We start from the raw sequence: 25,880 nt of genomic DNA, 5'->3' as shown, positions 1-25,880 counted from the left end.
GTGGAGTCTCTCCGGGGAGTCCGGTCAGACCGCGACCGTCTCCTCCATCTCCTCCTCGGCCTCCTCGGCCTCCTGCGGCGTTTCCACCGGACGGCGCCCACGCCCCTCGTACATGGCCGCGGCCACCAGGGCGGCCCCGCCGAGCAGCAGCCAGACCAGCAGGGTCACGACGTGCCCGCCGAGGCCCGCGCCGCCGTCGAAGTACATGATGCTGCGAGCGCCCTCCAGGAAGCCCGCGCCCGTCCAGAAGCCGTGCAGGCCTCCGAAGAATCCGTTCTGCAGTTCGGGCCGGTAGATGCCGCCGGAGGAGGTGAAGTTCAGCATCACGAACAGCACCATCAGGGCCAGCGTGGTCCACTTCTTCAGGAAGCTGTGCAGGCCGATGCCGATCAGCACGATGCCCGCCGAGTAGAGCCAGCCGAGCGCCCAGATCGCCGCGCAGTCGTGGTCGACCACGTGGAAGACCGGCCCGGCGGTGACGATCCCGATCACGCTGACCACCAGCGAGACGGCCACTCCGACCAGTGCCCGGATCTTCACACTCAGCCCCGCGCCGGCCGCGCCGATCGCCGCGACGCTGGCGTAGGAGCCGATGCTCAGCGCGACCAGCAGGAAAAACAGGCCCTGTCCGGTCGGGTCGCCCTTGGCCGGGGTGGTCAGGTCGGTCACGTGCAGCGGCACGCCCTGCCTGTCGGTGACGTTGGTGAACACCGCGGTGGCGGCCACCACGGAGGTGTCCGAGTTGCCCTTGGCGACGATCAGTTCGGGGCTCTTGGCGTCCGGGACGAAGGCGCCCACCAGGTCCCGGTCGCGCAGTTGCTGCTCGGCGGCGGCCCGGTCGTCCACGGTGCGGACGTCGAGCGCGTCCCCGGCCTTGCCCTGGATCGCCTGCGCCAGGCCCTGCGCCTGCGGCGTGGTGCCGACCACGGCCACCTTGAGGTGGTGCGGCTCGGGCTGGTGGAAGGCGCCCTGGTAGGCGAGCGCCATGCCCAGGCACATCAGCAGCGGGGTGATCAGGTGGGTGGCCAGGTGCTTGAGCGAGTGCCCCAGGGTGGGCGCTGCGGCGGGGTTCCGGGGTGTGCTCATGGCGTTCGTACCGTCCTCCGGTGGTGTTCTCTCGGTGAGGAGAAGGTGGGAAATGCAACCAATGCAGGTGGTAAATGCAACCATCTATCGATGTAGCTTACAACTATCCGACATCATTCGGAAGCCCGGCCGGCGACCGACCGGCGGCCAGGCCCTGCCCGGGGCGACCGTCAGCCCAGCTCGAACACCCCGTACGAGAACCCGTCCGCCCGCAGCTCCCCGTCCACCAGCCGCACGCCCTGCACCTCCAGCGGCCGGACACCCCGCGCCCACCGGTCACCCTCCGGCAGACCCGGCAGCCGTACGGACGCCGGCTCCCGGCCCGGGTTGACCGCCACCAGGTACCGCCCGGCCCGGGTGTACACCAGCGGGTAGCCGGCGTGGCGGACCTCCAGCCCACCGGCCGCACCCAGCCCCGGGTGCGCCCGGCGCAGTGCGATCAGCCGCCGCACGGTGTGCAGCAGCGAGGTCGGGTCGGCGCGCTGGGAGAGCACGTCCGGGCGGTGCGGGTCCGGGTCCACCGGCAGGTACAGCCGCTCGGGCGGGGCGCTGGAGAAGCCCGCGGTCGGGCCGGGCGTCCACTGCATCGGGGTGCGCGAGCCGGCCCGGTTGAACCGCGGGCCGAGCACGCTGCCCTCGGTGTCGGGCAGGCCCGGCAGGTAGCGCATACCGATCTCGTCGCCGTAGTAGACGGCCGGGAGGGTGGGCCAGGTGAGCAGGAAGGCGAAGGCCGGGGCGAGTTGCTCCGCGCCGCGCGGGCCGGTGGCCAGGCGGGAGAAGTCGTGGTTGGCGGTGGGCAGCACGATGTGCCCGCCGCCCTCGGTGAGTTCGGCCGCCGAGCGCCAGGCGTCCAGGAAGGGCTGCGGGGTGCCGCGGCCCTCGGCCTCGAAGTAGCAGGCCTCCTGGTGCCAGAACTCCTCGACCGTCCCGCCGTTGTTGTTCCAGAGCGAGCGCAGCGGCAGGCCGTGGTCCTCCCCGCCGAAGTGCAGGAAGAAGTCCGCATGGAAGCCCGCCGCGACGGCGGCGGCCGGGTCGCCCCACTCGGCGAGCAGGGCGGCCTCGGGGTGGCCGCGGTCCAGCCAGTCGCGCAGCTCGGTCCAGAGCTTGGCGGTCTCCACCTTGCCCGGGTCGTCCTTGACCAGCGAGTACGCCATGTCCACCCGGAAGCCGGACACCCCGAGGCCGAGCCAGTGCGCCATGATCGCGCGCAGCGCCGCCCGGTTGGCGCGCGGGCCGTCCGCGTCCACCGCCTGCCGCCAGGGCTCCTCCGAACTGCTGCGCGCATAGCCGAAGTTGAGCGCCGGCTGACAGTCGAAGAAGTTCGGCCGGTACCAGCCGGGGCGGCTGCCGGGCGAGGCCACGAAACCGTCCACCGGGCGGTCGGACCAGATGTAGCGGTGGTCGGACGGGTCCTCGGCGGACGCCAGGAACCAGGGGTGGCGGTCGGAGGTGTGCCCGGCCACCAAGTCCAGCAGGACCCGGACTCCCCTGCGGCGGGCGGCCTCGACCAGGGCCACCAGGTCATCGGTGCCGCCGTAGCGCGGGGCGGGGGCGAGGTAGTCGGTGACGTCGTACCCGGCGTCGCGGAACGGCGAGGCGAAGCAGGGGTTGAGCCAGACGGTGTCGATGCCGAGCCAGGCGAGGTGGTCCAGGTGCCCGGCGATGCCGGCGAAGTCGCCGATGCCGTCGCCGTCGGAGTCGGCGAAGCTCTGCGGGTAGATCTGGTACAGCACGGCGTCGGCGAGCCAGTCGGGGCCGGGGCGGGTCGAGGTCATGGGGGGTTCCTCCTGCCGGGGTCCGGGGGCCCGGGGCTGACCGGGCGGGGCTGAGCCGGGACGGGCTCGGCCGGGGCCGAGCCGGGTGCCCCCGATTCTCGTCCAATCCCGGCCGTCCCGACAGCCCGCCTCGCCCCGTCACCGCCTTCTTCACGGGGCCCGCACCCGCGCCGCCTTCTTCACGGGACCCGCGCCGCCTTCTTCACGGGACCCGCACTGCCTTCTTCACGGGCCCCGCGGCGACGGCGCCCCCTACGAGGCCGCCGCCGCGCAGGCCGACATGAACGCCCGGGCCCGCCGGGTGATCTCCGCCCAGTCCCCCGCAGCGACCACGTCCGGCGGCACCACGTCCGTCCCCGCGCAGACCGCGAGCGCGCCGTGCGCCAGGAACGCGGCGGCGTTGCCCGCGTTCACCCCGCCGGAGGCCACCAGCGGCACGTCGGGGTAGGGGCCGCGCAGGTCCTTGAAGTAGCCGGGGCCGAAGGCCCGGGCCGGGAAGATCTTGACGGCGGCGGCGCCGAGGTCCACCGCGTGCGCGACCTCGGTCGGGGTGAGCGCCCCGAGCACCACCGGCACCCCGGCGGCGGCCGCCGCCTCGGCGACCTCGGGCCGGCAGCCGGGGGTGACCAGGAAGGCCGCCCCCGCCTCGACCCCGCGCCGGGCCTGCTCCGCGGTCAGCACCGTCCCGAGGCCGACCCGCCAGCCGGCCTTCGAAGCCTTCAGTAGATGGTCCGTCACATCCGGTGTGGTGCAGGTGAATTCGGTGAGGTTGATGCCTCCCTCGGCGAGGGCGGCGCAGAGCGCGGCGGCGTCCGGGATCCGGGGTGCGCGGACCACCGCGATCACCGGTTCGTCGCGCAGGAAGGAGCAGCCGGTAGCGGCGGCGGAACCGGTCGCGGAGAGATCGGCGGTCGCGGACGGACCCGTCTCGGACGGACCGGCCGGGGCCGGGAGATCGGTCGGGGCGGAGAGCTCGGTCATATGGCCAGGGTTCCTCGATCGGTGCGGCGCAGGGCGCGCCCGGGGCGGGCGCCGGTGGTGCGACCCTGCCGGACGACGGCGGTGCCGTTGACGTACACGTACTCGATGCCCTCGGCGGGCAGCCGGGGGCGCTCGAAGGTGGCGGCGTCCCGGACCTTCCCGGGGTCGAGGAGCACCAGGTCGGCGTGGTGGCCGGGGGCGATCCGGCCGCGCCGGTCCAGCCCCAGCCGGGCTGCCGGGCGGCCGGTCATCCGGGCGATCGTCTCCTCCAGCGTCAGCACGCCCAACTCCCGGCTGTAGTGGCCGAGGTAGCGGGGGAAGGTGCCCCAGGCCCGCGGGTGCGGCCGGGCCCCGACCAGCAGTCCGTCGCTGCCGACGGTGTGGGCGGGGTGGCGCATGATGGCCCGGACGTTCTCCTCGTGCCCGACGTGCTGGAGGATCGTGGTGGAGAGTTCGTCCCGGCGCAGCAGGTCCAGGAACACCTCGGTGCCGGTCCGTTCCTCCTCCTCGGCCAGTTCCGCGACGGTGCGGCCGACCGCGCCGTCGAGCGCGGCCGAGCGGACGCCGGAGATCTGGATCGTCGTCCAGTCGGTGACCACGCCGTGGCAGCCGTCGCTGCCCTTCTCCTCCACCTCGTACCGGATCCTCGCGCACTGCGCGGGGTCGGCGAGCCGTGCCAGCGTCGCGGCCGGGCCGCCCTCGGTGGCCCAACTCGGCAGCAGGGCGGCCAGGGTGGTGGATCCGGGCAGGTAGGGGTAGCTGTCCAGGGTGAGGTCGACGCCGTCGGCGAGCGCCCGGTCGAGAAGCTCCAGCAGCTCGCCGGCCCGGCCCCGGTTGACCCCGAAGTTCATCGTGGCGTGGGTCAGGTGCAGCGCGCAGCCGCTCCGCCGGGCGATCTCCACCATCTCCGCGTAGCCCTCCAACGCCCCGGCGCCGTAGGAGCGTTGGTGCGGGGCGTGGAAGCCGCCGTAGGCCGCGACGACGGTGCACAGCTCGATCAGCTCGGCGGTGTCGGCGTACATCCCGGGGGTGTAGCTGAGGCCGCTGGACATGCCGACAGCGCCGTCCAGCAGGCTCTTCGCCAGCACCTGCCGCATCCGGTCGAGTTCGCCCGGGGTGGGCGGACGGTCGGCCCAGCCCATGGCGAGCATCCGCAGCGTTCCGTGCGGGACGAGGTAGCAGGCGTTGACGGCCGTTCCGGTGCGGTCGATCCGGTCCAGGTAGCCGGCGACGTCCCGCCAGTCCCAGTCGAAGCCGTCCGGATCGCCGTTCCAGCCCGCTGTCTGGCGGCGCAGCGCGGGCAGCGTGACGTCGTCCACCGGGGCGTAGGACAGGCCGTCCTGGCCGAGGACCTCGCAGGTGACGCCCTGGGTGACCTTGGCCGGGTGCTCGGGTTCGAGCAGCAGGGCGAGGTCGGAGTGGGCGTGCATGTCGATGAAGCCGGGGGCCAGCACCAGGCCGTCGGCGTCGACCTGGTCGGGCGCGTCGAGGCCCTCGCCGATCTCGGTGATCAGACCGTCGGCGATCCGGACGTCGGCCCGGTAGCGCTCCGCGCCGGTGCCGTCCACCACGGTGGCGCCCCGGAAGACCGTCGCGCCGCCGCCGTCCCGCCCACCCCTGGCGGCCGTTCTCTCCCCGGGCATCAGAAGAACGTCCTGACCAGGCCGGTGACCTTCGGCTCGGCCGCGTCCGCGGAGTCCAGCACCGGGATCGCCGTCCACTTGTCGAAGGCGGTGCACGGGTGCGAGACGCCCAGCCGCAGCACCGCGCCGATCGGCGCGAGGTCGCCCGCGTCGCGCAGGAAGGCGTGCTGGTCGTTGAGCGCGGTGATCCGCGCCGCCGTTCCGGCCAACTCCACTCCGCCGCGCACCCGTTGCGGCTCGGGCAGGCCCTCGTCGAAGGGCAGGTCGCGCTTGCCGGCGTCCAGCAGCGCGAGCTGCGGCTCGGGCCGGGACACCACCCGGGCCCAGCCGTGCAGCGCACCGCGGAACGGCGTCCGCCCACCGTCCCGGGCGAGCGGCGAGATGCCGCGGTAGAAGCCGTCGTCGTGGGCGATGTACGCGCCCGAGCGCAGCACCGTGAACGCCTCCGGCAGGTCCGCCAGCTCCTCGACCACCAGGTCGAAGTAGGCGCTGCCGCCGGCCGAGACCACCGGCCGGGTGCCGTCCGGGTAGGCGCTCGCCAGCCGGCCGTGCAGGTCGCCCAGCTCCCGCAGGTAGCGGCGGACGGCGGCGAGTCCCTCGGCCGAGGCGTCGTGCGCGATCGCGCCCTCGTACCCGCCGACGCCCGCCAGGCGCAGGGTGGGGGCGCGCAGCACGGCGGCGGCGACCTCGACGGCGGCGTCCACGCCGCGGGCGCCGGTCCGTCCGCCGGGGCCGCCGAGCTCGACCAGCACCTCGACCGGCCGCTCGGCGCCGGCGGCGCGCAGCGCCTCGTCCATCAGCCGGACGCTCTCGGTGGAGTCGACCCAGGACAGGAAGGCGAAGTCCGGGTCGGCGGCGAGTTCGTCGGCGAGCCAGGCGAGGCTGGCCGGGTCGAGCAGGGTGTTGGCGAGCAGGATGCGCTGCACCCCGAAGGCCCGGGCGACCCGCACCTGGGGCAGGTTGGCGAGGGTGATGCCGTGGCTGCCGGCGTCGAGCTGCGCCTGCCAGAGGGCGGGCGCCATGGTGGTCTTGCCGTGCGGGGCGAGCGCGACGCCCGCCTTGGCGCACCAGTCGGCCATGGTGCGGACGTTGTGGTCGACGGCGGCGCCGTCGAGGGTGAGCATCGGGGTGCCGAGCGAGGAGAGGGTGGGGCCGGTGACGAGCCATTCCCGGGTGCTGCGGCCCCACGACTGCGGTGGAGCGGCCTTGAACCGCCAGTCGAGCGGTTCGTCGGCCAGGGCGGCCACCGCGCCACGGGCGATGCCCGGTCCGGTGACACTGCTTGCGAAGGTCTGCTCCACCGTGTTCCTCCATCCGCACAGGTTGCAACATGCGCAACGAGGGTTGCACATGCTGGCAACACGGTTCTAGCATCGGCGCCGGATCAAGGTCAACGGACCCGACTCCCGGTCAACGGGGTCGGCTCACGTGAGCGCTCTCGGACGACGCGGCACTCACACGCTCACACGCAGCGGAGTCGGCCCGGTGGGCCCGCTCTCGACGGAACGGCCGCAGACGAGGAGCCCCGCACATGCCGCGACAGGACACCCAGGGCCCGACCCGCCCCGGTCCTCCCCCGACGGCCGTGTGCGTGGGCGAGTCGATGGCCGTCCTGCTGCCGGACCGCCCGGGCCCGCTGGAGTCGGTGGAGAGCTTCCGGCTCTCGGTCGGCGGAGCGGAGTCCAACGTGGCGGGCGCACTGGCCGCCCACGGCGTGCCGACCGCCTGGATCAGCCGGGTCGGCGACGACGGCTTCGGCCGCCGGCTGCTCGCCGAGGTGGCCGCCCGCGGCGTGGACGTCTCGGCGGTCGCGGTCGACCCGCACCGCCCGACCGGCCTCTACCTCAAGGAGGTCGGCGGAAGCACCGGCGACCACCACGACCTCGGGCCCGGCCGCAGCAGGCTGCACTACCACCGGCGCGGCTCCGCGGCCGCCGCGCTCTCCCCCGACCTGCTCGCCGACCCGGCCGCCGCCGCCCTGCTGGCCGGCGCCCGGCTGCTCCACCTGTCCGGGATCACCGCCGCGCTCTCCGACGACTGCCTCGCCCTGCTGCGCGCCCTGCTCGCCGACCGCCGCCCGCACCGCCTGGTCAGCTTCGACCTCAACTGGCGCCCCTCGCTCTGGCGCGAGCGCGACCCGGCCGTGCTGCCGCCGCTGCTGAACGCCGCCGACCTGCTGCTGCTCGGCGCCGACGAGGCCGAGGCCGCCTTCGGCACCGGCGACCCGGCCGCCCTGCGCCGCCGCTTCCCCGCCCCGGCCACCCTCGTGGTCAAGGACGCCGCCCGCCAGGTGACCGCCCTGGAACGGGACGGCACGGCGGTCACCGAGCCGGCCCTCGCGGTCGAGGTGGTCGAGGCGACCGGCGCGGGCGACGCCTTCGCGGCCGGCTACCTGGCCGGCACCGTCCGGGGCCTGGACCAGCGGCGCCGGCTGCGGCTCGGCCACCTGAGCGCCGCCTGCGCGCTGACCGCCCACGGCGACCAGGCCGAGCTGCCGGACGCCGCCGTGGTGGCCGCGCTGCTCGACGCCTCCCCCGCCCAGTGGGCCGCCACCCGGGTCACCGCGGAGGGCATCACCGGCCCGGCCCTGCCCACCGACGGCGCGCGCCCCGCCGACCGCACACCGTCCGCCGGACCGCCACCGTCCGCCGACCGGGCCCGGGCACAATGAGCGGGAACCCCGGCCCTCGAAGCGGAGCACGATGAGTCAGACCGTCACCCGCGCCCTGCGCATCCTCGCCGAGCTCGGCGAGGGCGAGCGTTCCCTCGACCAGCTCGCCGAGGTGCTCGGCGTCCACAAGACGACCGTCCTCCGACTGCTCCAGAGCCTCGAAGAGGAACGATTCGTCTATCGCGACGCGAGCTACCGCTACCACCTGGGCGCCGGCCTCTTCGCACTCTCCGGCCTGGCCCTGGAGCAGCGCGGCGTGCGCCGGATCGCCGCCCCGCACCTGGCCGAGCTGAACGCCGCCACCGGCCAGACCGTGCACCTGGCCGCCTACGAGGGCGGCGAGGTGGTCTACATCGACAAGTTCGACTCCCGCCACCCGGTGCGGATGTACTCCCGGATCGGCCTGCGCGCCGCCCTGCACAGCGCCGCCGTCTCCAAGGTGCTGCTCGCCGACCTGCCGCTGCCCGAGCGGCGCCGGGTGGTGGCCGGGATCGACTTCACCCCGCACACCGCGCGTACCCTGACCACCCCCGAGGCCCTGCTCGCCGAGCTGGAGAAGGTCGCCGCCCAGGGCTGGGCGCAGGACCACGCCGAGCACGAGGCCTTCATCAACTGCGTGGCCGCGCCCGTCCGGGACGCCAGCGGCCGGGTGGTGGCCGCCGCCTCGATCTCCGTTCCGGACGTCGTCCTGCCGTACGAGCAGGTGCTGGACCTGCTCCCGCAGCTGCTCGCCACCACCCGCGCCGTCTCGGCCGACTGCGGCCGCCCCGACCACAACTGACGAACCGTCGACACAGTTAAGGAATCCGAATCCCATGACCTCCGAGCACCTCCGGAACGGCGAGAAGACCGAGATCCGCACCGACGGCGCCCCCGCTCCCGCCTGGATGTTCTCCCAGGGCGTCCGCAAGGGTCCGATCCTCCAGGTCTCCGGCCAGGGCCCGCAGGACCCGGCCACCGGCGAGTACCTGCACCACGGCGACGTGAAGGCGCAGACCCGCCGCACCCTGGAGAACGTCAAGGCCATCGTCGAGGCCGGCGGCGCCACCGTCGAGGACGTGGTGATGTTCCGCGTCTACCTGACCAAGCGCGCCGACTTCCCGCTGATGAACGAGGTCTACGCCGAGTTCATCGACGAGAACATCAAGCCCGGCGGCGTGAAGCCGTGCCGCACCACCGTCTTCGTCGAGCTGCCGCAGGAGCCGATGCTGGTCGAGATCGACGCCCAGGCCGTCGTCGGCTGACGCACCGCCGCACCGAAGGGCCCGGACGCCGCAGTCGCGTCCGGGCCCTTCGCCCGTCCGGCGGCCTGCTTGCCACACCCCCATCCGCACATTAGGTTAGGCTCACCTAACTAACTGGAGGTCCGTCCATGAGCCTGCCCACCGGCGACACCGAGGTCCCCGAGCCCACCACCGCCGAACGGATCCACAGCCTGCTCGGCACGACCTCCTCACTCACCGTCCGCGCCCTCGGCGAGCACCACCACCTGAACACCCCGGTCTCCGTGCACGGCTCCCGGCTGCGCCTGCGCACCGCCCTGGACGACCCGCTCACCACGGCCGTCATCGGCGCCGCCGACGGTCTCGCCGTCGTCCTCGACGTCACCGACATCGCCCCCGTCGCCGTCCGCGACCGGGTCCGCGCCCGCCTCACCCTGGCCGGCCGGCTCCACCTGGCCCACCTCGCCGACGACGGCCTCGGCGTGCACCTGCGGGTGGACGTCGCCCACGCCGTCCTCGCCACCCCGTACGGCACCGGCGCGATCACCGCCGCCGACCTCGCGCTCGCCGGCCCCGACCCGCTGGCCCGGCACGAGGCCGCGCTGCTCACCCACTTCGCCGACGACCACGCCGAGGCGCTCGACGTCCTGACCCGGCTGCTCGACCCGGCCGTGCTCACCCACGACCCCGAGGTCCGCCCGCTCGCCCTGGACCGCTACGGCCTGGTGCTGCGCCTGGACCACCCGCACGGCCACCGCGACGTCCGCCTGGTCTTCCCCGAACCGGCCCGGGACACCGAGGACTTCGGCCACCGGATGCACGCGCTGCTGGCCGCCGCCCAGTACGGCCTGCCGGTCCACCGGCGCTGAACCCGGCGCACCGCGAGCGCCGGCCGGTCACCCCTCGACCGCGCCCCAGCACCACCCGCCCGGTCACCGCTCGACCGCGTCCTCCAGCACCACCCGCCCGATCCGCGCGTACAGCTCCGGCCGCCAACGGCGCACCGCCAGCGCCAGCCCGACCCCGCCCGCGAACACCCCGATCACCAGGTACGGGATCAGCCGGAACAGCAGCGTGTGCGCCGCCGCCCCGGCCGCGGCGTCCTTGTTGAGCACCAGCAGCACCACCACCCCGGCCATCGCCACCCCGCCCACCAGCGGTGCGGCCAGCGTCCGGAACCAGTGCGCGGTCTCCGGGTGCCGCCCCCGCACGTGGAAGTACCCGACCACGGCGAAGGAGCAGAGCGTCTGCACGACCAGGATCGCCATCGTCCCGAGCAGCGCCAGCAGCGTGTACAGGTGCACGTACGGGTCCATCCCGGCCGCCAGGAACCCCGCCACCAGCCCCACCGCGATCACCGACTGCACCACCGAGGCGACGTGCGGCGAACCGTGCCGCGCATGGGTGCGGCCGAGCGCCGGGTGCAGCAGCCCCTCCCGGCCGATCGCGTACAGGTACCGGGCCGCGCACTGGTGGAAGGCCATCGCGCAGGCGAACGAGCCGGTGACGACCAGCCATTGGAACACCTTCACCGCCCAGGCCCCCAGGTGCGCGCCGAGCGGGTCGAAGAACAGGCTGTTGCCGTCCTTGCCCGGCACGGCGCCGCTCGCCACCGCGACCGCCCGCCCGACGCCGTTGCCGGACACGATCATCCAGGACACGAAGACGTAGAGCAGCCCGACACCGATCACCGACACCAGCGTCGCCCGCGGCACCACCCGCTTGGGGTCGCGGGACTCCTCGCCGTACATCGCGGTGGACTCGAATCCCACCCAGGACCAGAACGCGAAGAACAGGCCGAGCCCGGCCGCCGCCGCGCCCGAACCCCCCACCCCCCTCAGCGCGTTCAGCGGGTTCACGGCCTCGACCACGATCCCGTCCGGCCCGCCGCCGGAGAACAGCACCGCGAACGAGACCGCCCCCAGCACCCCGATCTCCAGCACCAGCGCGACCCCGAGCACCTTGGCCGTCAGGTGCAGGTCGAACCAGGCCATCACCCCGATCACCGTCGCCCCGAACAGCGCGTACCAGCCCCAGCCCAGGTCCACCCCCAGCTGCGAACGGACCAGTCCGCGCAGCGAGTACGCGAAGAAGCCGAGGGCCGAGGCCTCGGTGACGACGTACGCCAGCACCGCGAGCAGCCCCGAGGCCATCCCGACCACCCGGCCCAGCCCGTGCGAGACGTAGCCGTAGAACGCGCCGGCCGCGGTGATGTGCCGGGCCATCGCCACGTACCCGACCGAGAACACCGTCAGCACCACGGTCGCCACGATGTACGCGGCGGGCGCGCCGACGCCGTTGCCCTGCCCGACGATGATCGGCAGGTTGCCCGTCATCGCGGTGATCGGGGCGGCGGTGGCGAGTGCCATGAACACCACGCCGACCAGGCCGACCGAGTCCGCCTTCAGCCGGTCGACGCCGCCCGTCCCCGGCCGCTCCCGCCCGGCCCTCTCCCCCGCCACGTCCCCGCTCCGGACCGCCATCCGGCCTCCTCGCCTCCCGGACCCGCCCGACCGCCGGACCGGCCGGACGCTGACCGTCCGACAGCATGGCGCGCCGGAGCAGCCCAGCGATCGGGCCGACGGCCCGCCGGAGCAGTCGAGTTGACGCCACGTTCGACCGGTCGAACGACGCTCCGGAACCCGCCGGACGGCCGGGGCACGACCGGACGGGCCCGGAAACGGCAGCGGCCGGCCCGGCTGCACGAGGAGGTCCTCGTACGGCCGGGCCGGCCTGGGCGTGTCCCGCGCCCATGTCCGCCGTGCGGCGATCACCCGGTCGAGCGGTCACCCGACATGACCATCCCGGAGGATCGATTCGCCCCGCAGCAGCGGTGGTTCCGAAAACCCTCGGGGCTCAGCGGCCCCGGGTCAGAGCGCGACGCCGTGCGCGCGCAGGTAGGCGACCGGGTTGATGTCCGAGCCGTACTCCGAGCCGTTGCGGATCTCGAAGTGCAGGTGCGGGCCCGTCACGTTGCCGGTGGCGCCGGAGAGGCCGATCTGCTGGCCGACGGTGACGGCCTGACCGATCCTCACGCCGATCGAGGAGAGGTGCGCGTACTCGGCGTAGTGGCCGTCGGCGAGCTTGATCTCGACCTCGTTGCCGTAGGCGCCGCCGTTGCCGGCCTTGACCACGACGCCGTTGGCGACGGCGCGCAGCGGGGTGCCGGTGGAGGCGACGAAGTCCTGGCCGGTGTGGTGGCCGGAGGCCCACATCGAGCCGGCCACGCCGTAGGCGGTGCCGAGCTTCGGGTTGGCCAGCGGGGCGACGAAGCCGGAGGTGGCGGCGGCGACCGGAGTGGCGGTCACGACCGCGGCCGGAGCGGCGACCTGCAGCTGGGTCTGGAGCTGGGCGGAGGGCTTGGCGGCCTCGGTCTTCACCTGGACCTGGGCCTGCGGCTTGGCGGCCTGGGTCGCCGGAGCGGCCGGCTGGGCGGGCTTCGCCGGGGCGGCCGGCTTGGCCGGGGCGGCGTCGGCGGCCGGCGCGGCGGCGTGGCCCGACAGCGCGAGCTGCTGGCCCGGGAAGATCAGGTTCGGGTTGGCACCGACGACCGAGCGGTTCTGCTCGTACAGCGCGTGCCAGCCGCCCTCGACGTTCTTGGCGTCGGCGATCTTGGACAGGGTGTCGCCGCTGACGACGCGGTAGCTCTCCTGCGCGGCCGGGGTGGCCGGGGCAGCGGCCGGCGCGACCGACTTGGCGTCCGTGGAGGCGGCGGCCTGCGCGGCCGGGGCGGCCGCAACGGTGTGGGCCTGGGCGCTCACCGCGGTGACGAGCGGGAGGGCGAAGGAGACACCGGTGACGGCGGTCGCGATGCCGATACGGGCGGCGCGGGGCAGGGCGATACGACGAGCCTGAGCAGGCATGGAATTTTCCTCTCCGACGCCTGCGAGGTGAGCTGTCGGGTTCGGGCTGGAGTTGCCCGGCCGCATGCGCGGCTTCACCCCTAGCCGGTCCTGGACGCCCGCGCCCTGAGGCGCGAACTCCGGTCCGGCGACTTACCTGTGGGTCCCCCGCTCCTGCCGTACAGAGTTCGTTTCGAACCACCGGGCAGCGGCAGGACTCGGCGTTCCACCCGGTGGATCCGTCCGGACTGGCCGGGCGGTCGCTGAACTAAAACCCATCCGTTCGGGTGAAGCAATGTCGATCTCTTGAAAGGGCAACCATCTCCCCCGTTCCGGTGACCCTCCGCAGACCGGACCCCACGGTGCGTACACAACCCATTCACCCCCCGCCACTGATCCACGACCCTGCGCCGAGATCGGCGACGGACCGCAGCCACCCGTTCACGCACCGCCGACCGTCAACACACCCACCGGTGACCCTTGTCACGTGCGCCCCGGCAGCGCAGGATTCGCCCGTGGCCACCTCCGAGGCCGGCACCCTGCGCCTGGGCACCGCGCAGGGTCGCTGGGTACTACTGGCGACCGTGCTCGGCTCCAGCATGGCGATGCTCGACGGCACCGTGGTGAACGTCGCCCTGCCCCGGATCGGCGCCGACCTCGGCGCCTCCCTGGCGTCCCTGCAATGGACTCTGAACGCCTATCTGCTCACCCTGGCGGGCCTGATCCTGCTCGGCGGCGCGCTCGGCGACCGGTACGGGCGGCGCAAGGTCTTCCTGATCGGCGTGGTCTGGTTCGCCATCGCCTCCGCGGCCTGCGCCGCGGCGCCGAACATCCACGTGCTGATCGCCGCCCGCGCCGTCCAGGGCATCGGCGGGGCGCTGCTCACCCCCGGCTCGCTCGCCATGCTCCAGGCCGTCTTCCACCCCGACGACCGCTCGGCCGCGGTCGGGCTCTGGTCCGGCCTCGGCGGGGTGTCCGCCGCGATCGGCCCCTTCCTCGGCGGCTGGCTGGTGGACGGCCCCGGCTGGCGCTGGATCTTCCTGTTGAACCTGCCGCTCGCCGCCGCCGTGATCGCGGTGACCACCCGGTCGGTGCCGGAGACCCGGGACGAGGCCGCCACCGGCCGCTTCGACGTGCTCGGCGCCGTGCTCGCCGCCCTCGCGCTCGGCGCGATCACCTACGCGCTGACCGCGGCGGGCGAGGGCCTGTCCCCGGCGGTCTGGGTCAGCGGGGTGATCGGGGTGGTGCTCGGCGTCGCCTTCGTGGCCGTCGAGCGCCGGGCGCCCGAACCGATGCTGCCGCTCGGGCTGTTCTCCTCCCGGCTGTTCACCGCGGTGAACCTGGTCACCCTGTGCGTGTACGCGGCGTTCAGCGGCGTCTTCTTCCTGCTGGTGGTGCAGCTCCAGATCGTGTCCGGGTTCTCGCCGCTGGTCTCGGGCTTCGCCCTGGTGCCGATCACCGTGCTGATGCTGGCGCTGTCCGCGCGCGCCGGGCGCCTCGGCAAACGGATCGGCCCGCGCGTCCCGCTGACCGTCGGCCCCCTGCTGTGCGCCGCCGGGGTGCTGCTGATGCTGCGCATCGGCCCCGACTCCTCGTACTGGGTGGACGTGCTGCCCGCCGTCACGGTGATGGGCTGCGGGATGACGCTGCTGGTCGCGCCGCTGACGGCGACCGTGCTGGCCGCCGTCGAGGTCCGGCACGCCGGCATCGCCAGCGGGGTCAACAACGCCGCCGCCCGCGCGGCCGGCCTGCTCGCGGTGGCCGCCCTGCCGGCGCTGGCCGGGCTGAGCGGCGACGCCTACCGGGTGCCCGCCGCGGTCGACTCCGCCTTCCACACCGCGATGCTGATCTGCGCGGGCCTCCTGGTGGCCGGCGGGCTGATCGCCTCCGCGACCGTACGGGGCAATGTGCTCGCCCCCGAGGAGCAGCCGGTGGCCGAGCCGAACTGCGACTGGCCGTGCGGACCGACCGCCCCGCCGCTCGACCCCGGCCACGTCCCCACGACGCGCGAGGACCCCGCCACCGGTCCGGCGGCAGGGCCCTCGACTCTGAACTGACCGAGCGTCAAAGGATGTCGGCCGGCGCGTACTTGGCGGCCTCCGGGTAGGCGGCCGCGACGGCCTCCACCTGGCGGACGACCTCGGCGACCTGGGCACCGGCCGCGCCGGTGAAGGACAGCCGGTCGGCCAGCAGCGCGTCCAGCGCGGCCCGGTCCAGCGGGATCCGCTCGTCGGCGGCCAGCCGGTCCAGCAGCTCGTTCTCCCGGGCGCCCGCACGCATCGCCAGCGCGGAGGCGACGGCGTGCTCCTTGATGACCTCGTGCCCGGTCTCCCGGCCGACGCCCGCGCGCACCGCGCCCATCAGCACCTTCGTGGTGGCGAGGAACGGCAGGTAGCGGTCCAGCTCGGCCTCGATCACGGCGGGGAAGGCGCCGAACTCGTCGAGGACGGTCAGGAAGGTCTCCAGCAGGCCGTCGAAGGCGAAGAACGCGTCCGGCAGCGCGACCCGGCGCACCACCGAGCAGGAGACGTCGCCCTCGTTCCACTGGTCGCCGGCCAGCTCGCCGGTCATCGAGGCGTAGCCGCGCAGGATGACGGCCAGGCCGTTGACGCGCTCGCAGGAGCGGGTGTTCATCTTGTGGGGCATCGCGGAGGAGCCGACCTGGCCCTCCTTGAAGCCCTCCGTGACCAGCTCGTGGCCGGCCATCAGGCGGATGGTCTTGGCCAGGCTGGACGGCGCGGCGGCCAGCTGGACGAGGGCGGTGAGCACCTCGAAGTCCAGCGAGCGCGGGTAGACCTGGCCGACGCTGGTCAGCACGTTCTCGAAGCCGAGGTGCCCGGCGACCCGGCGCTCCAGCTCGGCCAGCTTGTCGGTGTCGCCGCCGAGCAGGTCCAGCATGTCCTGGGCGGTGCCGACCGGGCCCTTGATCCCGCGCAGCGGGTAGCGGGCGATCAGCTCCTCCAGGCGGCGGAAGGCGACCAGCAGCTCGTCGGTGATCGATGCGAACCGCTTGCCCAGGGTGGTGGCCTGCGCGGCCACGTTGTGCGAGCGGCCGGCCATGACCAGCTCGGAGTGCTGGGCGGACAGCTTGGCCAGACGCACCAGGACGGCCACCGTGCGGTCGCGCACGTGCTCCAGGGACTGGCGGATCTGGAGCTGCTCGACGTTCTCGGTCAGGTCCCGGGAGGTCATTCCCTTGTGGATCTGCTCGTGCCCGGCGAGGTCGCTGAACTCCTCGATCCGGGCCTTGACGTCGTGGCGGGTGACCCGCTCACGGGCGGCGATCGAGCCGAGGTCGACCTGGTCGATCACCCGCTCGTAGTCGGCGACGGCGGTGGCCGGCACCTCGACGCCGAGGTCCTGCTGGGCCTTCAGGACGGCGAGCCACAGGTGGCGCTCGAGGACCACCTTGTGCTCGGGGGACCACAGCTGGGCCAGGGTCGCCGAGGCGTACCGGGAGGCCAGGACATTGGGGATCTGGGGCTTCGCGCTCACGCTTCGCAAGAGTAACAGCCGAGGTCACGCCGAACGTCGGCGGCCGGGGTAGGCTGGGTCAATTGAGCGCCTTTCAGATGGCGCACCACAACCTTCTCACCGCAAGGATACCACACCGATGAGCGAACATCCAGCGGCCGCGGGAAACCCCGGCGACGCCCTCGCCGCGGCCCTGCGCACCGAGCAGGCCCGCCTCACCCGGCTCTACTCCCGGCTCGACACGGTGCGCGAACGGGCCCGCCGCATCGCCGACGGCGCCCACGACGGAGCCACCCCCGGCGGCACCCACCAGGCCCGGCTGGAACGCGAGGTGCGCGCCCGCGAGGCCGCCCGCCACGCGGCCCGGCTGGACGCGGTCGAACGCGGCCTGTGCTTCGGCCGCCTCGACGAGCGCGACGGCACCGTCCACTACATCGGCCGCACCGGCCTGACCGACGACGCGTACGAACCGCTGCTGCTCGACTGGCGCACCCCGGCCGCCCGCCCCTTCTACACCGCGACCCCCGCCCGTCCGGGCCCGGTCGTGCGCCGCCGCCACCTGCACACCCGGGGCCGCACCCTCGCCGGTCTGGACGACGAGGCGCTCGACCTCGCCGGGCTGGACGAGTCCGGCCGGCGCGGCCTGGTCGGCGAGGCCGCACTGCTCGCCGCCCTCGGCCGCGAGCGCACCGGCCGGATGGGCACCGCCGTCGCCACCATCCAGGCCGAGCAGGACCGGGTGATCCGCTCCCCGCTGCCCGGCGCCCTGGTGGTCCAGGGCGGCCCCGGCACCGGCAAGACGCTGGCCGCCCTGCACCGCGCCGCCTACCTGCTGTTCACCCACCGCGCCGCACTGGAGCGCCGGGGCGTGCTGGTGATCGGCCCCAACCCCGGCTTCCTGCGGTACATCGACCAAGTGCTGCCCGCCCTCGGCGAGACCGAGGTGGTGCTGCGCACCGTCGGCGAGCTCCTCCCCGGCGTCACCGCCACCCGCACCGACGCGCCCGCCACCGCCCTGGCCAAGGGCGGCCCCTGGATGGCCGGGGTGCTCCGCCGCGCCCTGGCCGCCCACCAGACGGCCCCCGACGACGGCCTGGACCTCGGCGACGGGCTGCGGGTCTCCGCCCGGGCCTGCGCCGAGGCCCGGGACGCCGCCCGCGGCCTGCGGCTGCCGCACAACCGGGCCCGCCGCTTCTACCTGAGCACCCTGCTCGACGCCCTCGCCATCGCCCAGGCACTCACCCTCGGCCGCCCGTACGACGACGAGGAGGCCCACTACGCCCCGCGCGAGCTGTGGGAACGGCCGGACGTCCGCGCCGCGCTCGACCCGCTCTGGCCCCGGCTCACCGCCCGGCAACTGATCGAACGACTGCTCACCGACCGGGAGTTGCTCACCGACACGGCCCCCGACCAGGCATCCGCCCTGCTCCGCCCGCCCGGCTCGGGCTGGACGGTCGAGGACGTCCCACTGCTCGACGAGGCCGCCGAACTCCTCGGCACGACAGGGGAATCCACCCCGACCGACGACGACCCGGACGAACTCGCCTTCGCCCAGGGCGTGCTGACCATCACCGGGCAGACCGACGACGCCCTGCTGGACTCCGCCGCCCTCGCCGAGCGCTTCCGTGACAACGGCCCGTACCGCTCCACCGCCGAACGCGCCGCCGCCGACCGCACCTGGGCGTACGGCCACGTCGTCGTGGACGAGGCGCAGGAGCTGTCCGCGATGGCCTGGCGCGCCGTCCTGCGGCGCGTCCCGACCAGCTCGCTCACCATCGTGGGAGACCTCGCCCAGACCGGATCGCCCGCCGGCGCCCGCAGTTGGGCCGACATGCTCGACCCGCACCTGCCCGGCCGCTGGCGCGAGGAACGGCTGACCGTCAACTACCGTACGCCGGAGCCCGTCATGGCCCTCGCCACCGCCGTGCTGCGCACCGCCCTGCCCGACCACCGGCCGCCCGGGTCCATCCGCCCGGGCACCGAGCGGCCCCGCGCCGTCCCCGTCCCGGACGGCGACTTCGCCGCGGCGCTCACCCGGCTGCCCGGCGGCCCGGGCACCCTGGGCGTGATCGCCCCGGCCACCCTGGCGGCCGAGCTGGACGCGCTCACCGTCGCGGACGCCAAGGGGCTGGAGTTCGACGCGGTGGTCGTCGTCGAGCCGGCCGGACTCGCCCCGCGCGACCTCTACGTCGCCCTGACCCGGACCACCCGCTCACTCACCCTGCTCCACCACCGGCCGCTGCCACCGGAACTCGCCGGGCTGCTCTGACCGGGACGGCGCGCGGGCGGCGCGGGCGGCGCGTTCTCTTCTGCGCGCGCTACTGCGCGCCGCCCGTACGGCCGGCCAGCACCGGCAGCACCTGGGCGCAGATGGAGTGCAGCGCGATCCGCTGCTCGTCGTCCATCGCCTCGAAGGCCTGGTGGGTCCGGGCCATCTCGCCGCGGATGCGGTTGAGGATCTCCCGGCCCTCGGCCGTGATCACCACGATCTTCACCCGGCGGTCCCCGGCCGCCGCCTCCCGGTTGGCCAGACCCAGCGACTCCAGCCGGTCCACGATCCCGGTGACGTTCGACGCGTCGCAGCCCAGCCGGCCGGCCAGCGCCCGCATCGGCACCGGCTCCTGCACCGCGCCCAGCGCCTTGGCCTGCGAGGAGGAGAGCCCGTGCCGGGCCGCGGCCGCCGCGAAGTCCTGGAAGTACGCGGCACCGACGGCGGCCAACGCCTCCATCAACTCGGCGTTGGTCGGTACGGTCGTCGTCGCTGTCGAACCCATGGGGCCAGCGTACGGCCAGGTGCTTCAGTATCTCAAGCTTTGACCAGGGCAACCGTCGACGAACCGCCCCGGCCCCCAGGTGTCAGAGCACCAGTTGGTCGAACAACCGCCGCAGCTCCGCCTCCGGATCCGCGGTCAGCCCGGTGTGCACGGACCCCGGCTGGACGATCGCACTGCGCGGCGCGGTCAGCCAGCGGAACCGCTGCCCGGGGCTGTCCCCCGCCGCCGGACCGGCCTGCGGCCCGCCGTGGCAGACCGCCTCGATCCCGTGCAGCGCCCGCCGCACGCCCTGGACGTCCGCCACCGGGTCCAGCGCCAGCAGCCGGGCCTGGTCCAGATGGGTACGGGCCGCCAGGTGCGAGCTCTGCCGGCAGTACAGCAGCACCCCGACGTTGACGCACTCGCCGCGCTCGACCCTCGGCACCGCGCGGATCACGGCGTACTCGTAGTCGTGCAGTTCGACGGTGGCCGGCAGCGCGGACAGCGCGGGCTCGGTCATGCGGGCACCTCCGGCAGCCAGTCGCGCGGACCGGCCAGTCGCTCGGTCAGCTGGGCACGGTACGCGGCGCGCACCTCGTCGGGCGAGTCGAAGCCGAACTCGTCCACCAGCCAGACCTCGGGGATCTGCGCCACCGCGCCCTCGATCGCCGCCTCGGCGAGCGGCGCGAGCGCCTTGTCGGCCGCCGCCAGGTCCGGCCGGGCCCGCAGCAGCGCGTGGTCGGAGGCGTCGTACGGACGGCGGACCCAGGACGCGGCGCCCGGCCAGTTGTGGTGGAAGATCAGGCTCGCGCCGTGGTCGATCAGCCGCAGCCCACCGGTGGCCACCAGCAGGTTGGGGTTGCGCCAGGAGCGGTCGACGTTGCCGATCAGCGCGTCGAACCAGAGCACCTGCCCGGCGAGCTCCGGCTCCACCTCGAAGCAGAGCGGGTCGAAGTTGAGCGCGCCGCTGACGAAGGCCATCCCGAGGTTGGTCCCGCCGCTGGCCCGCATCTGGTCCTGGACCTGGTGGTCCGGCTCGCTGCGCGCGAGCACCGGGTCCAGGTCGATCGTCACCAGCTCCGGCACCGGCAGCCCGAGCCGCCGGCCGAGTTCCCCGGCCAGCACCTCCGCGACCAACGCCTTGCGGCCCTGCGCCGCACCGACCCATTTCAGCGCGTACAGCCGCCGATCGTCGGCCTCGACCAGGCCCGGCATCGAGCCGCCTTCTCGCAGTGGCGTCACGTACCGGATCGCCGTCACCTCGGGTAGCACGGCCGACAGCCTATCGGTGTCACCGCCCCACCCGCTCCGACCCCACCGCCGCGCCGCCGCTCTCCCCCACCCGCCCCGCTGCTCCCCCACCGCCGCACCACCGCTCTCCCCCACCCCCACGGCCCCACCCCGGTGGCAGCCCCCGCTGCTCCGTGCGAGTGTGGCGGACAGTAATGGGGACCTTCACGGCAAAGGGATGAGCGATGGAACGACCTCGGATCCTGATCGTGGGCGGTGGCTTCGCCGGCCTGGAGTGCGCCCGCCGACTCGAACACAAGCTGTCACCGTCGGAGGCCGAGATCTCGCTGGTCACGCCGTTCAGCTACCAGCTCTACCTCCCCCTCCTCCCCCATGTCGCGGCCGGCGTCCTGACCCCGCAGTCCGTGGCCGTCTCCCTGCGCCGCTCGCTGCGCCGCACCCACATCGTCCCCGGCGGGGCCATCGGCGTGGACCCGGCCTCCAAGGTGTGCGTCGTCCGCAAGATCACCGACGAGGTGGTCGCGCAGAAGTACGACCACCTGGTGCTCTCCCCCGGCAGCGTCACCCGCACCTTCGACATCCCCGGCCTCACCGACTACGCCCGCGGCATGAAGACGCTCGCCGAGGCGGCCTACGTCCGCGACCACGTGATCGCCCAGCTCGACCTCGCCTCCGCCACCCTGGACCAGAAGGAGCGCGAGTCCCGGCTCCAGTTCGTGGTCGTCGGCGGCGGCTACGCGGGCACCGAGACGGCCGCCTGCCTCCAGCGCCTGACCACCGCCGCCGCCCACCGCTACCCGCGCCTGGACGCCCGGCAGATCAAGTGGCACCTGATCGACATCGCCCCGAAGCTGATGCCGGAGCTGGGCGATCCGCTCGGCGAGGCCGCCCTGGAGGTGCTGCGCGAGCGCGGCATCGAGGTGTCGCTGGGCGTCTCGGTGGCCGAGGTCGGCGCCGAGACCGTCAAGTTCACCGACGGCCGGGTGCTCCCCTGCCGCACCCTGATCTGGACCGCCGGCGTGGCCGCGAGCCCGCTGATCGGCACCCTGGACGCCGAGACGGTCCGCGGCCGGCTCGCCGTGACGGCGGAGATGCGGGTGCCGCAGTTCGAGGGCGTGTTCGCGATCGGCGACGCCGCCGCCGTCCCCGACCTCGCCAAGGGCGACGGCGCGGTCTGCCCGCCGACCGCCCAGCACGCCGCCCGCCAGGGCCGCGCGGTCGCGAACAACCTGATCGCCTCGCTCCACGGCCGCCCCCTGGAGCCGTACTACCACAAGGACTTGGGCCTGGTCGTCGACCTCGGCGGCAAGGACGCGGTCTCCAAGCCGCTCGGCGTGGAGCTGCGCGGGGTGCCCGCCCAGCTGGTGGCGCGCGGCTACCACCTGATGGCGATGCGGACCAACGCGGCCAAGTTCCGGGTGGGCGCCAACTGGCTGCTCAACGCGACCGCGGGCGACGACTTCGTCCGCACCGGCTTCCTCGCCCGCCAGCCCGCCCGCCTGCAGGACTTCGAGTACACCGACGCGTACCTGACGAAGGACCAGGTCCGCGCGCACGCCCAGTCGCTGCTCGCCAAGGGCTGAGCGACGGCCGTACGGCGCCCCCGCGGCCGAGGCTGCGGGGGCGCCGTGTCACAGGGGTCGGTGCGCCGTCGGGCGCGCGGTCACCGAGCGGTGAGGTACATCCCGCCCGCGTCCTGCCCGGCCGTGTTGCGGCACGCGTAGTCACCGCCCGGACGCGCCCACAGCAGCGTCAGGCAGCGCCCGACCGCCTGCTGGCCGTAGTAGTTGGGGTGCATCGACTCCTGCAGCACGCCCTGCGTGGAGTTGAGCCCGCCGTCCAGGAAGCGCGCCCACTCACTGGTGGTCGCGGACGGGCCGGTGCTCGCGGTCGGCTGCTTGGTGGCCGTCGAACAGACCTCGCGGCCCTGCAGCATGTCCGACAGGTCCAGGAACTGCGCGCCCTTGGCAGCGGCGACGCCCGCCAGCGCCCGGGAGATCTGCGGCACCATGGAGTCGCGGGCCCAGTCGGCGTCCCCGTCCCAGAACGGGCAGCCGCCGGTGTTGGAGCGGGTCCAGCCGCTCTCCGGGTAGCGCATCTCGGCGCTGCGCGGGATCGGCGACGGGTAGGACTGCAGCACCAGGCGGTAGTCCGACTGCGCGTAGCCGGCGTCGGCCATCACCGCGCGGACCTCGTCGACCGCCTTGCCGACCCCGGCCATCGCGGCGGGCATCCTGTCGTCGATCTGGGACTGCGCGGAGTAGTGGCAGTAGGAGTACCAGACCAGGTAGTCCTTCACGCAGGTGGAGATGACGTCCGAGAAGCCCAGGTCGTTGCCGCCGATCGACAGGGTGATCAGCTTGACGTTGTTCTGCCGTGCCACGGTGGCGAGTTGGTCGGCCTGCGGGGCCTCGCCCTTGAGCGACTGGCCGCCGTTGGAGGCGCGGAAGACGTTCGCGCTGACGGCTCCGGAGCAGGCCAGGTCGATCTCGTTCTGGGCCCCGGTCGAGGCGCTGAGCACCTCGGAGACGTCCGAGCGGTCGCATCCGCTCGCGGCGGTGGCGCCGTAGACCCGCGAGGCGTCGTACGCGCTGCCGGTCCAGGCCCGGTCGGTTCCGTTGCGGCTGCCGCTGGTGCCGGCCGAGTTGCCCTTCCAGCGGCCGGCCTCGCCGGAGATGTAGCTGTCGCCGAGCGTGACGCTGGCGGTGGGCCCGGACGGCACGGCGGCCGGTGCGGCGGAGGCCGGCGAGGCGACGGCCAGGCCCGCGACGACGAGCGGGAGCGCGAGGGCTGCGGCCAGCAGCCGCCGGCCGGGACGACGGGTACTGCGGGTGCTGCGGGTGTTGCGGGTCATGCTCGAACGGTTCTCGGGCACTGCGGAACTCCTGCGGCTCGATCCTCCCGAGGAATGGGGAACGGGAGGATGCCTGGGTGAGGGTGGGCCGCCGGCCGGTGGCGCGATGAAAGATGACATGCCCGCGCTCGCCACCGCTAGGCATCTGCGGGAGGTTTCCGCTTTTGTTACCGCCGGGTTCAGACCAGGCGGGCGGGCGACGACCGGATGCCGCCCGCGGTTCACGCCCACCACACCTGCCCCACCCGGCCCACGGCGCACCGGCCCACGGGCTCACACCAGCCGCGACCCGCCCCCGCCCGCCCCCAGCACCGCCGCCAGGTCCTCCGCCAGCTCCCGCGCCTGCGCCGCCTCCAGCCGCGCCGTGGTGAACCGCAGCCCGGGCGGCGACTGGATCCGGTACCGCGCGCCGGGCGCCGCGACCCAGCCACGCTGCACCAGGGCCGCCAGCACCGAGGTCTCGTCCGGCACCGGCACCCAGACGTTCAGCCCGCTCCGCCCGTGCGCCTCGATCCCACGGGCCGCCAGCTCGCCCAGCAGCGCGTCGCGCCGGGCCCGGTACGCGGCGGCCACCCGGTCCGCCGGCGCGGCGTCGCCGCGCCACAGCTCGGCGACGGTGCGCTGCAGCAGGTGGCTGACCCAGCCGGCGCCCAGCCGCATCCGGCCGGCCACCCGCCCGATCGTCTCCGCGTCGCCGACCGCCACCGAGACCCGCAGGTCCGGCCCGTACGCCTTGGCCGCCGAGCGCACCACCGCCCAGTTCCGGGTGCCGGGGCCGACCAGCGGGTGGTACGGCTGGTCGACCATGCCGTGCCCGTGGTCGTCCTCGATCAGCAGCACCCCGGGGTGCTCGGCCAGTACGGTCTTCAGCGCCTCGGCCCGCCGCGCGGTGAGCGCCGCTCCGGTCGGGTTCTGCGCCCGGCTGGTGACCACCACGGCCCGGACGCCCTCGGCCAGCGCGGCGGCCAGCGCCTCCGGCAGCGGGCCCTCGTCGTCCAGCCGGACGGGCACCTGCTTCAGGCCCAGCGCGGGCAGCAGGTCGAGCAGGCTGCCCCAGCCCGGGTCCTCGACGGCCACCGCGTCGCCGGGGCGCAGCCGGGCGCCGAGGATCCGTTCGATGGTGTCCAGCGAGCCGGAGGCGACGGCGATCGGGCCGCCGGGCAGGCCGTCGGCCTCGAAGGAGGCGCGGGCGAGCGCGAGCAGCTGCGGGTCGACGGCGGCGTGCCCGTACAGCACCGGGTCGGTGCGCGCGGCCTCGGCGGCGGCCGCGAGGGCCGGGGCGAGGTCGGGCAGCAGGGCCGGGTCGGGGTTGCCGGTGGACAGGTCGCGGGCGTGCGGCGGGACGGGGATGCGGATCTGGTCGCGCGGGGTGAGCGCGGGCCTGGGCAGGATGCGGCTGCCCTTGCGGCCGGCGGTCTCGATCACGCCGCGGTCGCGCAGCAGCCGGTAGGCCGCGGCGACGGTGTTGGGGTTGACGCCCAGTTCGGCGGCGAGGTCGCGCAGCGGGGGCAGGGCGGTTCCGGGGGCGAGTCGCCCGCTGCTCACGCCCTGCTCGATGTGGGCCGCGATTTCGCTGGCGCGTCGCCCCTTCAGCGGATAGTCTCCTAGCACAAAGCAAATTATGCACTAGTACGTAGAGGATGTCATGTCAGCCACCCCGGAAGGGTCGCCCAGCTACTCCCGCACCGCCAGGACCACCCCCACCCGCTACCGGGACCGGGCCACCTGGGAGCAGGAGGCGATCCACGCCATCCTCGACAGTGCCTACATCTGCCACCTCGGCTTCGTGGTCGACGGCGCCCCCGTGGTGCTGCCGACGATCTTCGCCCGGGTCGGCGGCCGGCTCTACGTCCACGGCTCCACCGGCAGCCGCCCGATGCGCAACGCCTCCGGCGAGCAGGGCATGCCGGTCTGCGTCACCGTCACCCAGGTCGACGCGCTGGTGCTGACCAAGTCCGCGTTCAACCACTCGGTGAACTTCCGCTCGGTGGTCGCCCACGGCACCGCGCACCAGGTCACCGACCCCGAGGAGCTGGACATCGCGCTCGCCGCCCTGGTCGACCACGCGATACCGGGGCGCTCCGCCGAGGTCCGTCCGGCCAACGCCAAGGAGCTCGCCGCGACCGCCGTCCTCCGGCTGGAGCTGGACGAGGTCTCGGCCAAGACCCGCGAGGACGGCGCCGACGACGACCCGGAGGACGCCGACCTGCCGTACTGGTCCGGCCTGATCCCGGTCACCGCGGTGCACGGCACCCCCGAGCCGCACCCCGGCACCACCGTCCCGCTCCCCGCGCACCTGCGCGGCTACCCCCGCTGACGGGAGGCGC

21 protein-coding genes and 1 riboswitch are annotated in these 25,880 nt (G+C 74.3%); of the genes, 8 read left to right on the top strand and 13 right to left on the bottom strand.

Annotation, left to right across the window (positions count from 1 at the left end):
- Positions 1 to 24: 24 nt before the first annotated feature.
- The 5 genes from ACWGKU_RS15895 to ACWGKU_RS15875 all read right to left on the bottom strand — a co-directional run bounded on the left by ACWGKU_RS15895 (position 25) and on the right by ACWGKU_RS15875 (position 6,786).
- Positions 25 to 1,086: a hypothetical protein gene (locus ACWGKU_RS15895; protein WP_452178257.1), complete on the bottom strand. Its 1,062-nt coding sequence runs from the start codon at positions 1,084 to 1,086 to the stop codon at positions 25 to 27.
- 170 nt (positions 1,087 to 1,256) lie between these two features.
- Positions 1,257 to 2,861: an alpha-amylase family glycosyl hydrolase gene (locus ACWGKU_RS15890; protein WP_452178256.1), complete on the bottom strand. Its 1,605-nt coding sequence runs from the start codon at positions 2,859 to 2,861 to the stop codon at positions 1,257 to 1,259.
- Positions 2,862 to 3,113: 252 nt separating this feature from the next.
- Positions 3,114 to 3,842 carry a bifunctional 4-hydroxy-2-oxoglutarate aldolase/2-dehydro-3-deoxy-phosphogluconate aldolase gene (locus tag ACWGKU_RS15885; RefSeq protein ID WP_452178255.1) on the bottom strand — a complete coding sequence of 243 codons (729 nt, stop codon included), beginning with the start codon at positions 3,840 to 3,842 and terminating at the stop codon, positions 3,114 to 3,116.
- Positions 3,839 to 5,485 (bottom strand): N-acyl-D-amino-acid deacylase family protein, encoded by a 1,647-nt coding sequence (locus ACWGKU_RS15880; protein ID WP_452178254.1) that lies wholly within the window; start codon positions 5,483 to 5,485, stop codon positions 3,839 to 3,841. The genes ACWGKU_RS15885 and ACWGKU_RS15880 overlap by 4 nt, the downstream gene beginning before the upstream one ends.
- Positions 5,485 to 6,786 carry an amino acid deaminase gene (locus ACWGKU_RS15875; protein WP_452178253.1) on the bottom strand — a complete coding sequence of 434 codons (1,302 nt, stop codon included), beginning with the start codon at positions 6,784 to 6,786 and terminating at the stop codon, positions 5,485 to 5,487. Before ACWGKU_RS15875 ends, ACWGKU_RS15880 begins: the two co-directional genes overlap by 1 nt.
- A 230-nt stretch (positions 6,787 to 7,016) precedes the next feature.
- On the opposite strand from ACWGKU_RS15875, the gene ACWGKU_RS15870 reads away from it, so the two are divergent.
- From ACWGKU_RS15870 to ACWGKU_RS15855, 4 genes are all read left to right on the top strand, one after another.
- Positions 7,017 to 8,156: a sugar kinase gene (locus ACWGKU_RS15870; protein WP_401048843.1), complete on the top strand. Its 1,140-nt coding sequence runs from the start codon at positions 7,017 to 7,019 to the stop codon at positions 8,154 to 8,156.
- Between the two features lie 31 nt (positions 8,157 to 8,187).
- Entirely contained in the window at positions 8,188 to 8,937 is a 750-nt protein-coding gene (locus ACWGKU_RS15865; RefSeq protein WP_359907796.1) for an IclR family transcriptional regulator, read from the top strand.
- Between the two features lie 34 nt (positions 8,938 to 8,971).
- Complete coding sequence (locus ACWGKU_RS15860; protein WP_359907799.1) at positions 8,972 to 9,400, top strand: RidA family protein; 429 nt, start codon at positions 8,972 to 8,974, stop codon at positions 9,398 to 9,400.
- A gap of 128 nt (positions 9,401 to 9,528) precedes the next feature.
- The gene (locus ACWGKU_RS15855) at positions 9,529 to 10,248 is read left to right on the top strand and encodes a DUF2470 domain-containing protein (RefSeq protein WP_452178252.1); all 720 of its coding nucleotides are present in this window, start codon (positions 9,529 to 9,531) and stop codon (positions 10,246 to 10,248) included.
- 63 nt (positions 10,249 to 10,311) lie between these two features.
- Here the strand turns inward: ACWGKU_RS15855 and ACWGKU_RS15850 are convergent, their stop codons facing one another.
- Both ACWGKU_RS15850 and ACWGKU_RS15845 read right to left on the bottom strand, forming a co-directional pair.
- On the bottom strand, positions 10,312 to 11,862 hold the full coding sequence (locus ACWGKU_RS15850; protein WP_452178251.1) for an APC family permease: 1,551 nt from the start codon (positions 11,860 to 11,862) through the stop codon (positions 10,312 to 10,314).
- A gap of 387 nt (positions 11,863 to 12,249) precedes the next feature.
- Positions 12,250 to 13,242 (bottom strand): M23 family metallopeptidase, encoded by a 993-nt coding sequence (locus ACWGKU_RS15845; protein ID WP_452178250.1) that lies wholly within the window; start codon positions 13,240 to 13,242, stop codon positions 12,250 to 12,252.
- Positions 13,243 to 13,244: 2 nt separating this feature from the next.
- Positions 13,245 to 13,382, bottom strand: a riboswitch (cyclic di-AMP (ydaO/yuaA leader).
- Between the two features lie 354 nt (positions 13,383 to 13,736).
- Between ACWGKU_RS15845 and ACWGKU_RS15840 the strand changes: the two genes are divergently transcribed.
- Positions 13,737 to 15,278: an MFS transporter gene (locus ACWGKU_RS15840; RefSeq protein WP_452178249.1), complete on the top strand. Its 1,542-nt coding sequence runs from the start codon at positions 13,737 to 13,739 to the stop codon at positions 15,276 to 15,278.
- Between the two features lie 7 nt (positions 15,279 to 15,285).
- Here the strand turns inward: ACWGKU_RS15840 and purB are convergent, their stop codons facing one another.
- Positions 15,286 to 16,725, bottom strand: a complete 1,440-nt coding sequence (gene purB, locus ACWGKU_RS15835) for an adenylosuccinate lyase (RefSeq protein WP_359907812.1) — start codon at positions 16,723 to 16,725, stop codon at positions 15,286 to 15,288.
- A gap of 109 nt (positions 16,726 to 16,834) precedes the next feature.
- Here purB and ACWGKU_RS15830 point away from each other — a divergent pair, with 109 nt between their 5' ends.
- The gene (locus ACWGKU_RS15830) at positions 16,835 to 18,964 is read left to right on the top strand and encodes a HelD family protein (RefSeq protein ID WP_452178248.1); all 2,130 of its coding nucleotides are present in this window, start codon (positions 16,835 to 16,837) and stop codon (positions 18,962 to 18,964) included.
- Between the two features lie 49 nt (positions 18,965 to 19,013).
- On the opposite strand, the gene ACWGKU_RS15825 is transcribed toward ACWGKU_RS15830, so the two are convergent.
- From ACWGKU_RS15825 to ACWGKU_RS15815, 3 genes are all read right to left on the bottom strand, one after another.
- A complete protein-coding gene (locus ACWGKU_RS15825) occupies positions 19,014 to 19,469 on the bottom strand; it encodes a MarR family winged helix-turn-helix transcriptional regulator (RefSeq protein WP_359907818.1) in 456 nt (151 codons plus the stop codon).
- A gap of 82 nt (positions 19,470 to 19,551) precedes the next feature.
- Complete coding sequence (locus tag ACWGKU_RS15820; RefSeq protein WP_401048041.1) at positions 19,552 to 19,968, bottom strand: DUF3037 domain-containing protein; 417 nt, start codon at positions 19,966 to 19,968, stop codon at positions 19,552 to 19,554.
- Positions 19,965 to 20,720, bottom strand: a complete 756-nt coding sequence (locus ACWGKU_RS15815; RefSeq protein WP_359907824.1) for a HipA family kinase — start codon at positions 20,718 to 20,720, stop codon at positions 19,965 to 19,967. The genes ACWGKU_RS15820 and ACWGKU_RS15815 overlap by 4 nt, the downstream gene beginning before the upstream one ends.
- Before the next feature lie 203 nt (positions 20,721 to 20,923).
- On the opposite strand from ACWGKU_RS15815, the gene ACWGKU_RS15810 reads away from it, so the two are divergent.
- Positions 20,924 to 22,282 carry an NAD(P)/FAD-dependent oxidoreductase gene (locus ACWGKU_RS15810; protein WP_452178247.1) on the top strand — a complete coding sequence of 453 codons (1,359 nt, stop codon included), beginning with the start codon at positions 20,924 to 20,926 and terminating at the stop codon, positions 22,280 to 22,282.
- Between the two features lie 80 nt (positions 22,283 to 22,362).
- Here the strand turns inward: ACWGKU_RS15810 and ACWGKU_RS15805 are convergent, their stop codons facing one another.
- Together ACWGKU_RS15805 and ACWGKU_RS15800 are read right to left on the bottom strand one after the other, a co-directional pair.
- Positions 22,363 to 23,553 (bottom strand): GDSL-type esterase/lipase family protein, encoded by a 1,191-nt coding sequence (locus ACWGKU_RS15805; RefSeq protein ID WP_452178246.1) that lies wholly within the window; start codon positions 23,551 to 23,553, stop codon positions 22,363 to 22,365.
- A gap of 273 nt (positions 23,554 to 23,826) precedes the next feature.
- Positions 23,827 to 25,164 carry an aminotransferase class I/II-fold pyridoxal phosphate-dependent enzyme gene (locus ACWGKU_RS15800; RefSeq protein ID WP_452178245.1) on the bottom strand — a complete coding sequence of 446 codons (1,338 nt, stop codon included), beginning with the start codon at positions 25,162 to 25,164 and terminating at the stop codon, positions 23,827 to 23,829.
- Between the two features lie 34 nt (positions 25,165 to 25,198).
- Between ACWGKU_RS15800 and ACWGKU_RS15795 the strand changes: the two genes are divergently transcribed.
- Positions 25,199 to 25,870 carry a pyridoxamine 5'-phosphate oxidase family protein gene (locus ACWGKU_RS15795; RefSeq protein ID WP_452178244.1) on the top strand — a complete coding sequence of 224 codons (672 nt, stop codon included), beginning with the start codon at positions 25,199 to 25,201 and terminating at the stop codon, positions 25,868 to 25,870.
- Positions 25,871 to 25,880: the final 10 nt, after the last annotated feature.

The sequence above is a fragment of the Kitasatospora sp. NPDC054768 genome, from assembly GCF_053612025.1.
This window is presented reverse-complemented; position numbering and strand designations above follow the sequence as displayed.

Bases quoted from the DNA above. Each gene is read 5' to 3' on its own strand.
- ACWGKU_RS15895 (WP_452178257.1), bottom strand. From the start codon at position 1,086: ATGAGCACACCCCGGAACCCCGCCGCAGCGCCCACCCTGGGGCACTCG.
- ACWGKU_RS15890 (WP_452178256.1), bottom strand. From the start codon at position 2,861: ATGACCTCGACCCGCCCCGGCCCCGACTGGCTCGCCGACGCCGTGCTG.
- ACWGKU_RS15885 (WP_452178255.1), bottom strand. From the start codon at position 3,842: ATGACCGAGCTCTCCGCCCCGACCGATCTCCCGGCCCCGGCCGGTCCG.
- ACWGKU_RS15880 (WP_452178254.1), bottom strand. From the start codon at position 5,485: ATGCCCGGGGAGAGAACGGCCGCCAGGGGTGGGCGGGACGGCGGCGGC.
- ACWGKU_RS15870 (WP_401048843.1), top strand. From the start codon at position 7,017: ATGCCGCGACAGGACACCCAGGGCCCGACCCGCCCCGGTCCTCCCCCG.
- ACWGKU_RS15865 (WP_359907796.1), top strand. From the start codon at position 8,188: ATGAGTCAGACCGTCACCCGCGCCCTGCGCATCCTCGCCGAGCTCGGC.
- ACWGKU_RS15860 (WP_359907799.1), top strand. From the start codon at position 8,972: ATGACCTCCGAGCACCTCCGGAACGGCGAGAAGACCGAGATCCGCACC.
- ACWGKU_RS15855 (WP_452178252.1), top strand. From the start codon at position 9,529: ATGAGCCTGCCCACCGGCGACACCGAGGTCCCCGAGCCCACCACCGCC.
- ACWGKU_RS15850 (WP_452178251.1), bottom strand. From the start codon at position 11,862: ATGGCGGTCCGGAGCGGGGACGTGGCGGGGGAGAGGGCCGGGCGGGAG.
- ACWGKU_RS15845 (WP_452178250.1), bottom strand. From the start codon at position 13,242: ATGCCTGCTCAGGCTCGTCGTATCGCCCTGCCCCGCGCCGCCCGTATC.
- ACWGKU_RS15830 (WP_452178248.1), top strand. From the start codon at position 16,835: ATGAGCGAACATCCAGCGGCCGCGGGAAACCCCGGCGACGCCCTCGCC.
- ACWGKU_RS15825 (WP_359907818.1), bottom strand. From the start codon at position 19,469: ATGGGTTCGACAGCGACGACGACCGTACCGACCAACGCCGAGTTGATG.
- ACWGKU_RS15820 (WP_401048041.1), bottom strand. From the start codon at position 19,968: ATGACCGAGCCCGCGCTGTCCGCGCTGCCGGCCACCGTCGAACTGCAC.
- ACWGKU_RS15810 (WP_452178247.1), top strand. From the start codon at position 20,924: ATGGAACGACCTCGGATCCTGATCGTGGGCGGTGGCTTCGCCGGCCTG.
- ACWGKU_RS15805 (WP_452178246.1), bottom strand. From the start codon at position 23,553: ATGACCCGCAACACCCGCAGCACCCGCAGTACCCGTCGTCCCGGCCGG.
- ACWGKU_RS15795 (WP_452178244.1), top strand. From the start codon at position 25,199: ATGTCAGCCACCCCGGAAGGGTCGCCCAGCTACTCCCGCACCGCCAGG.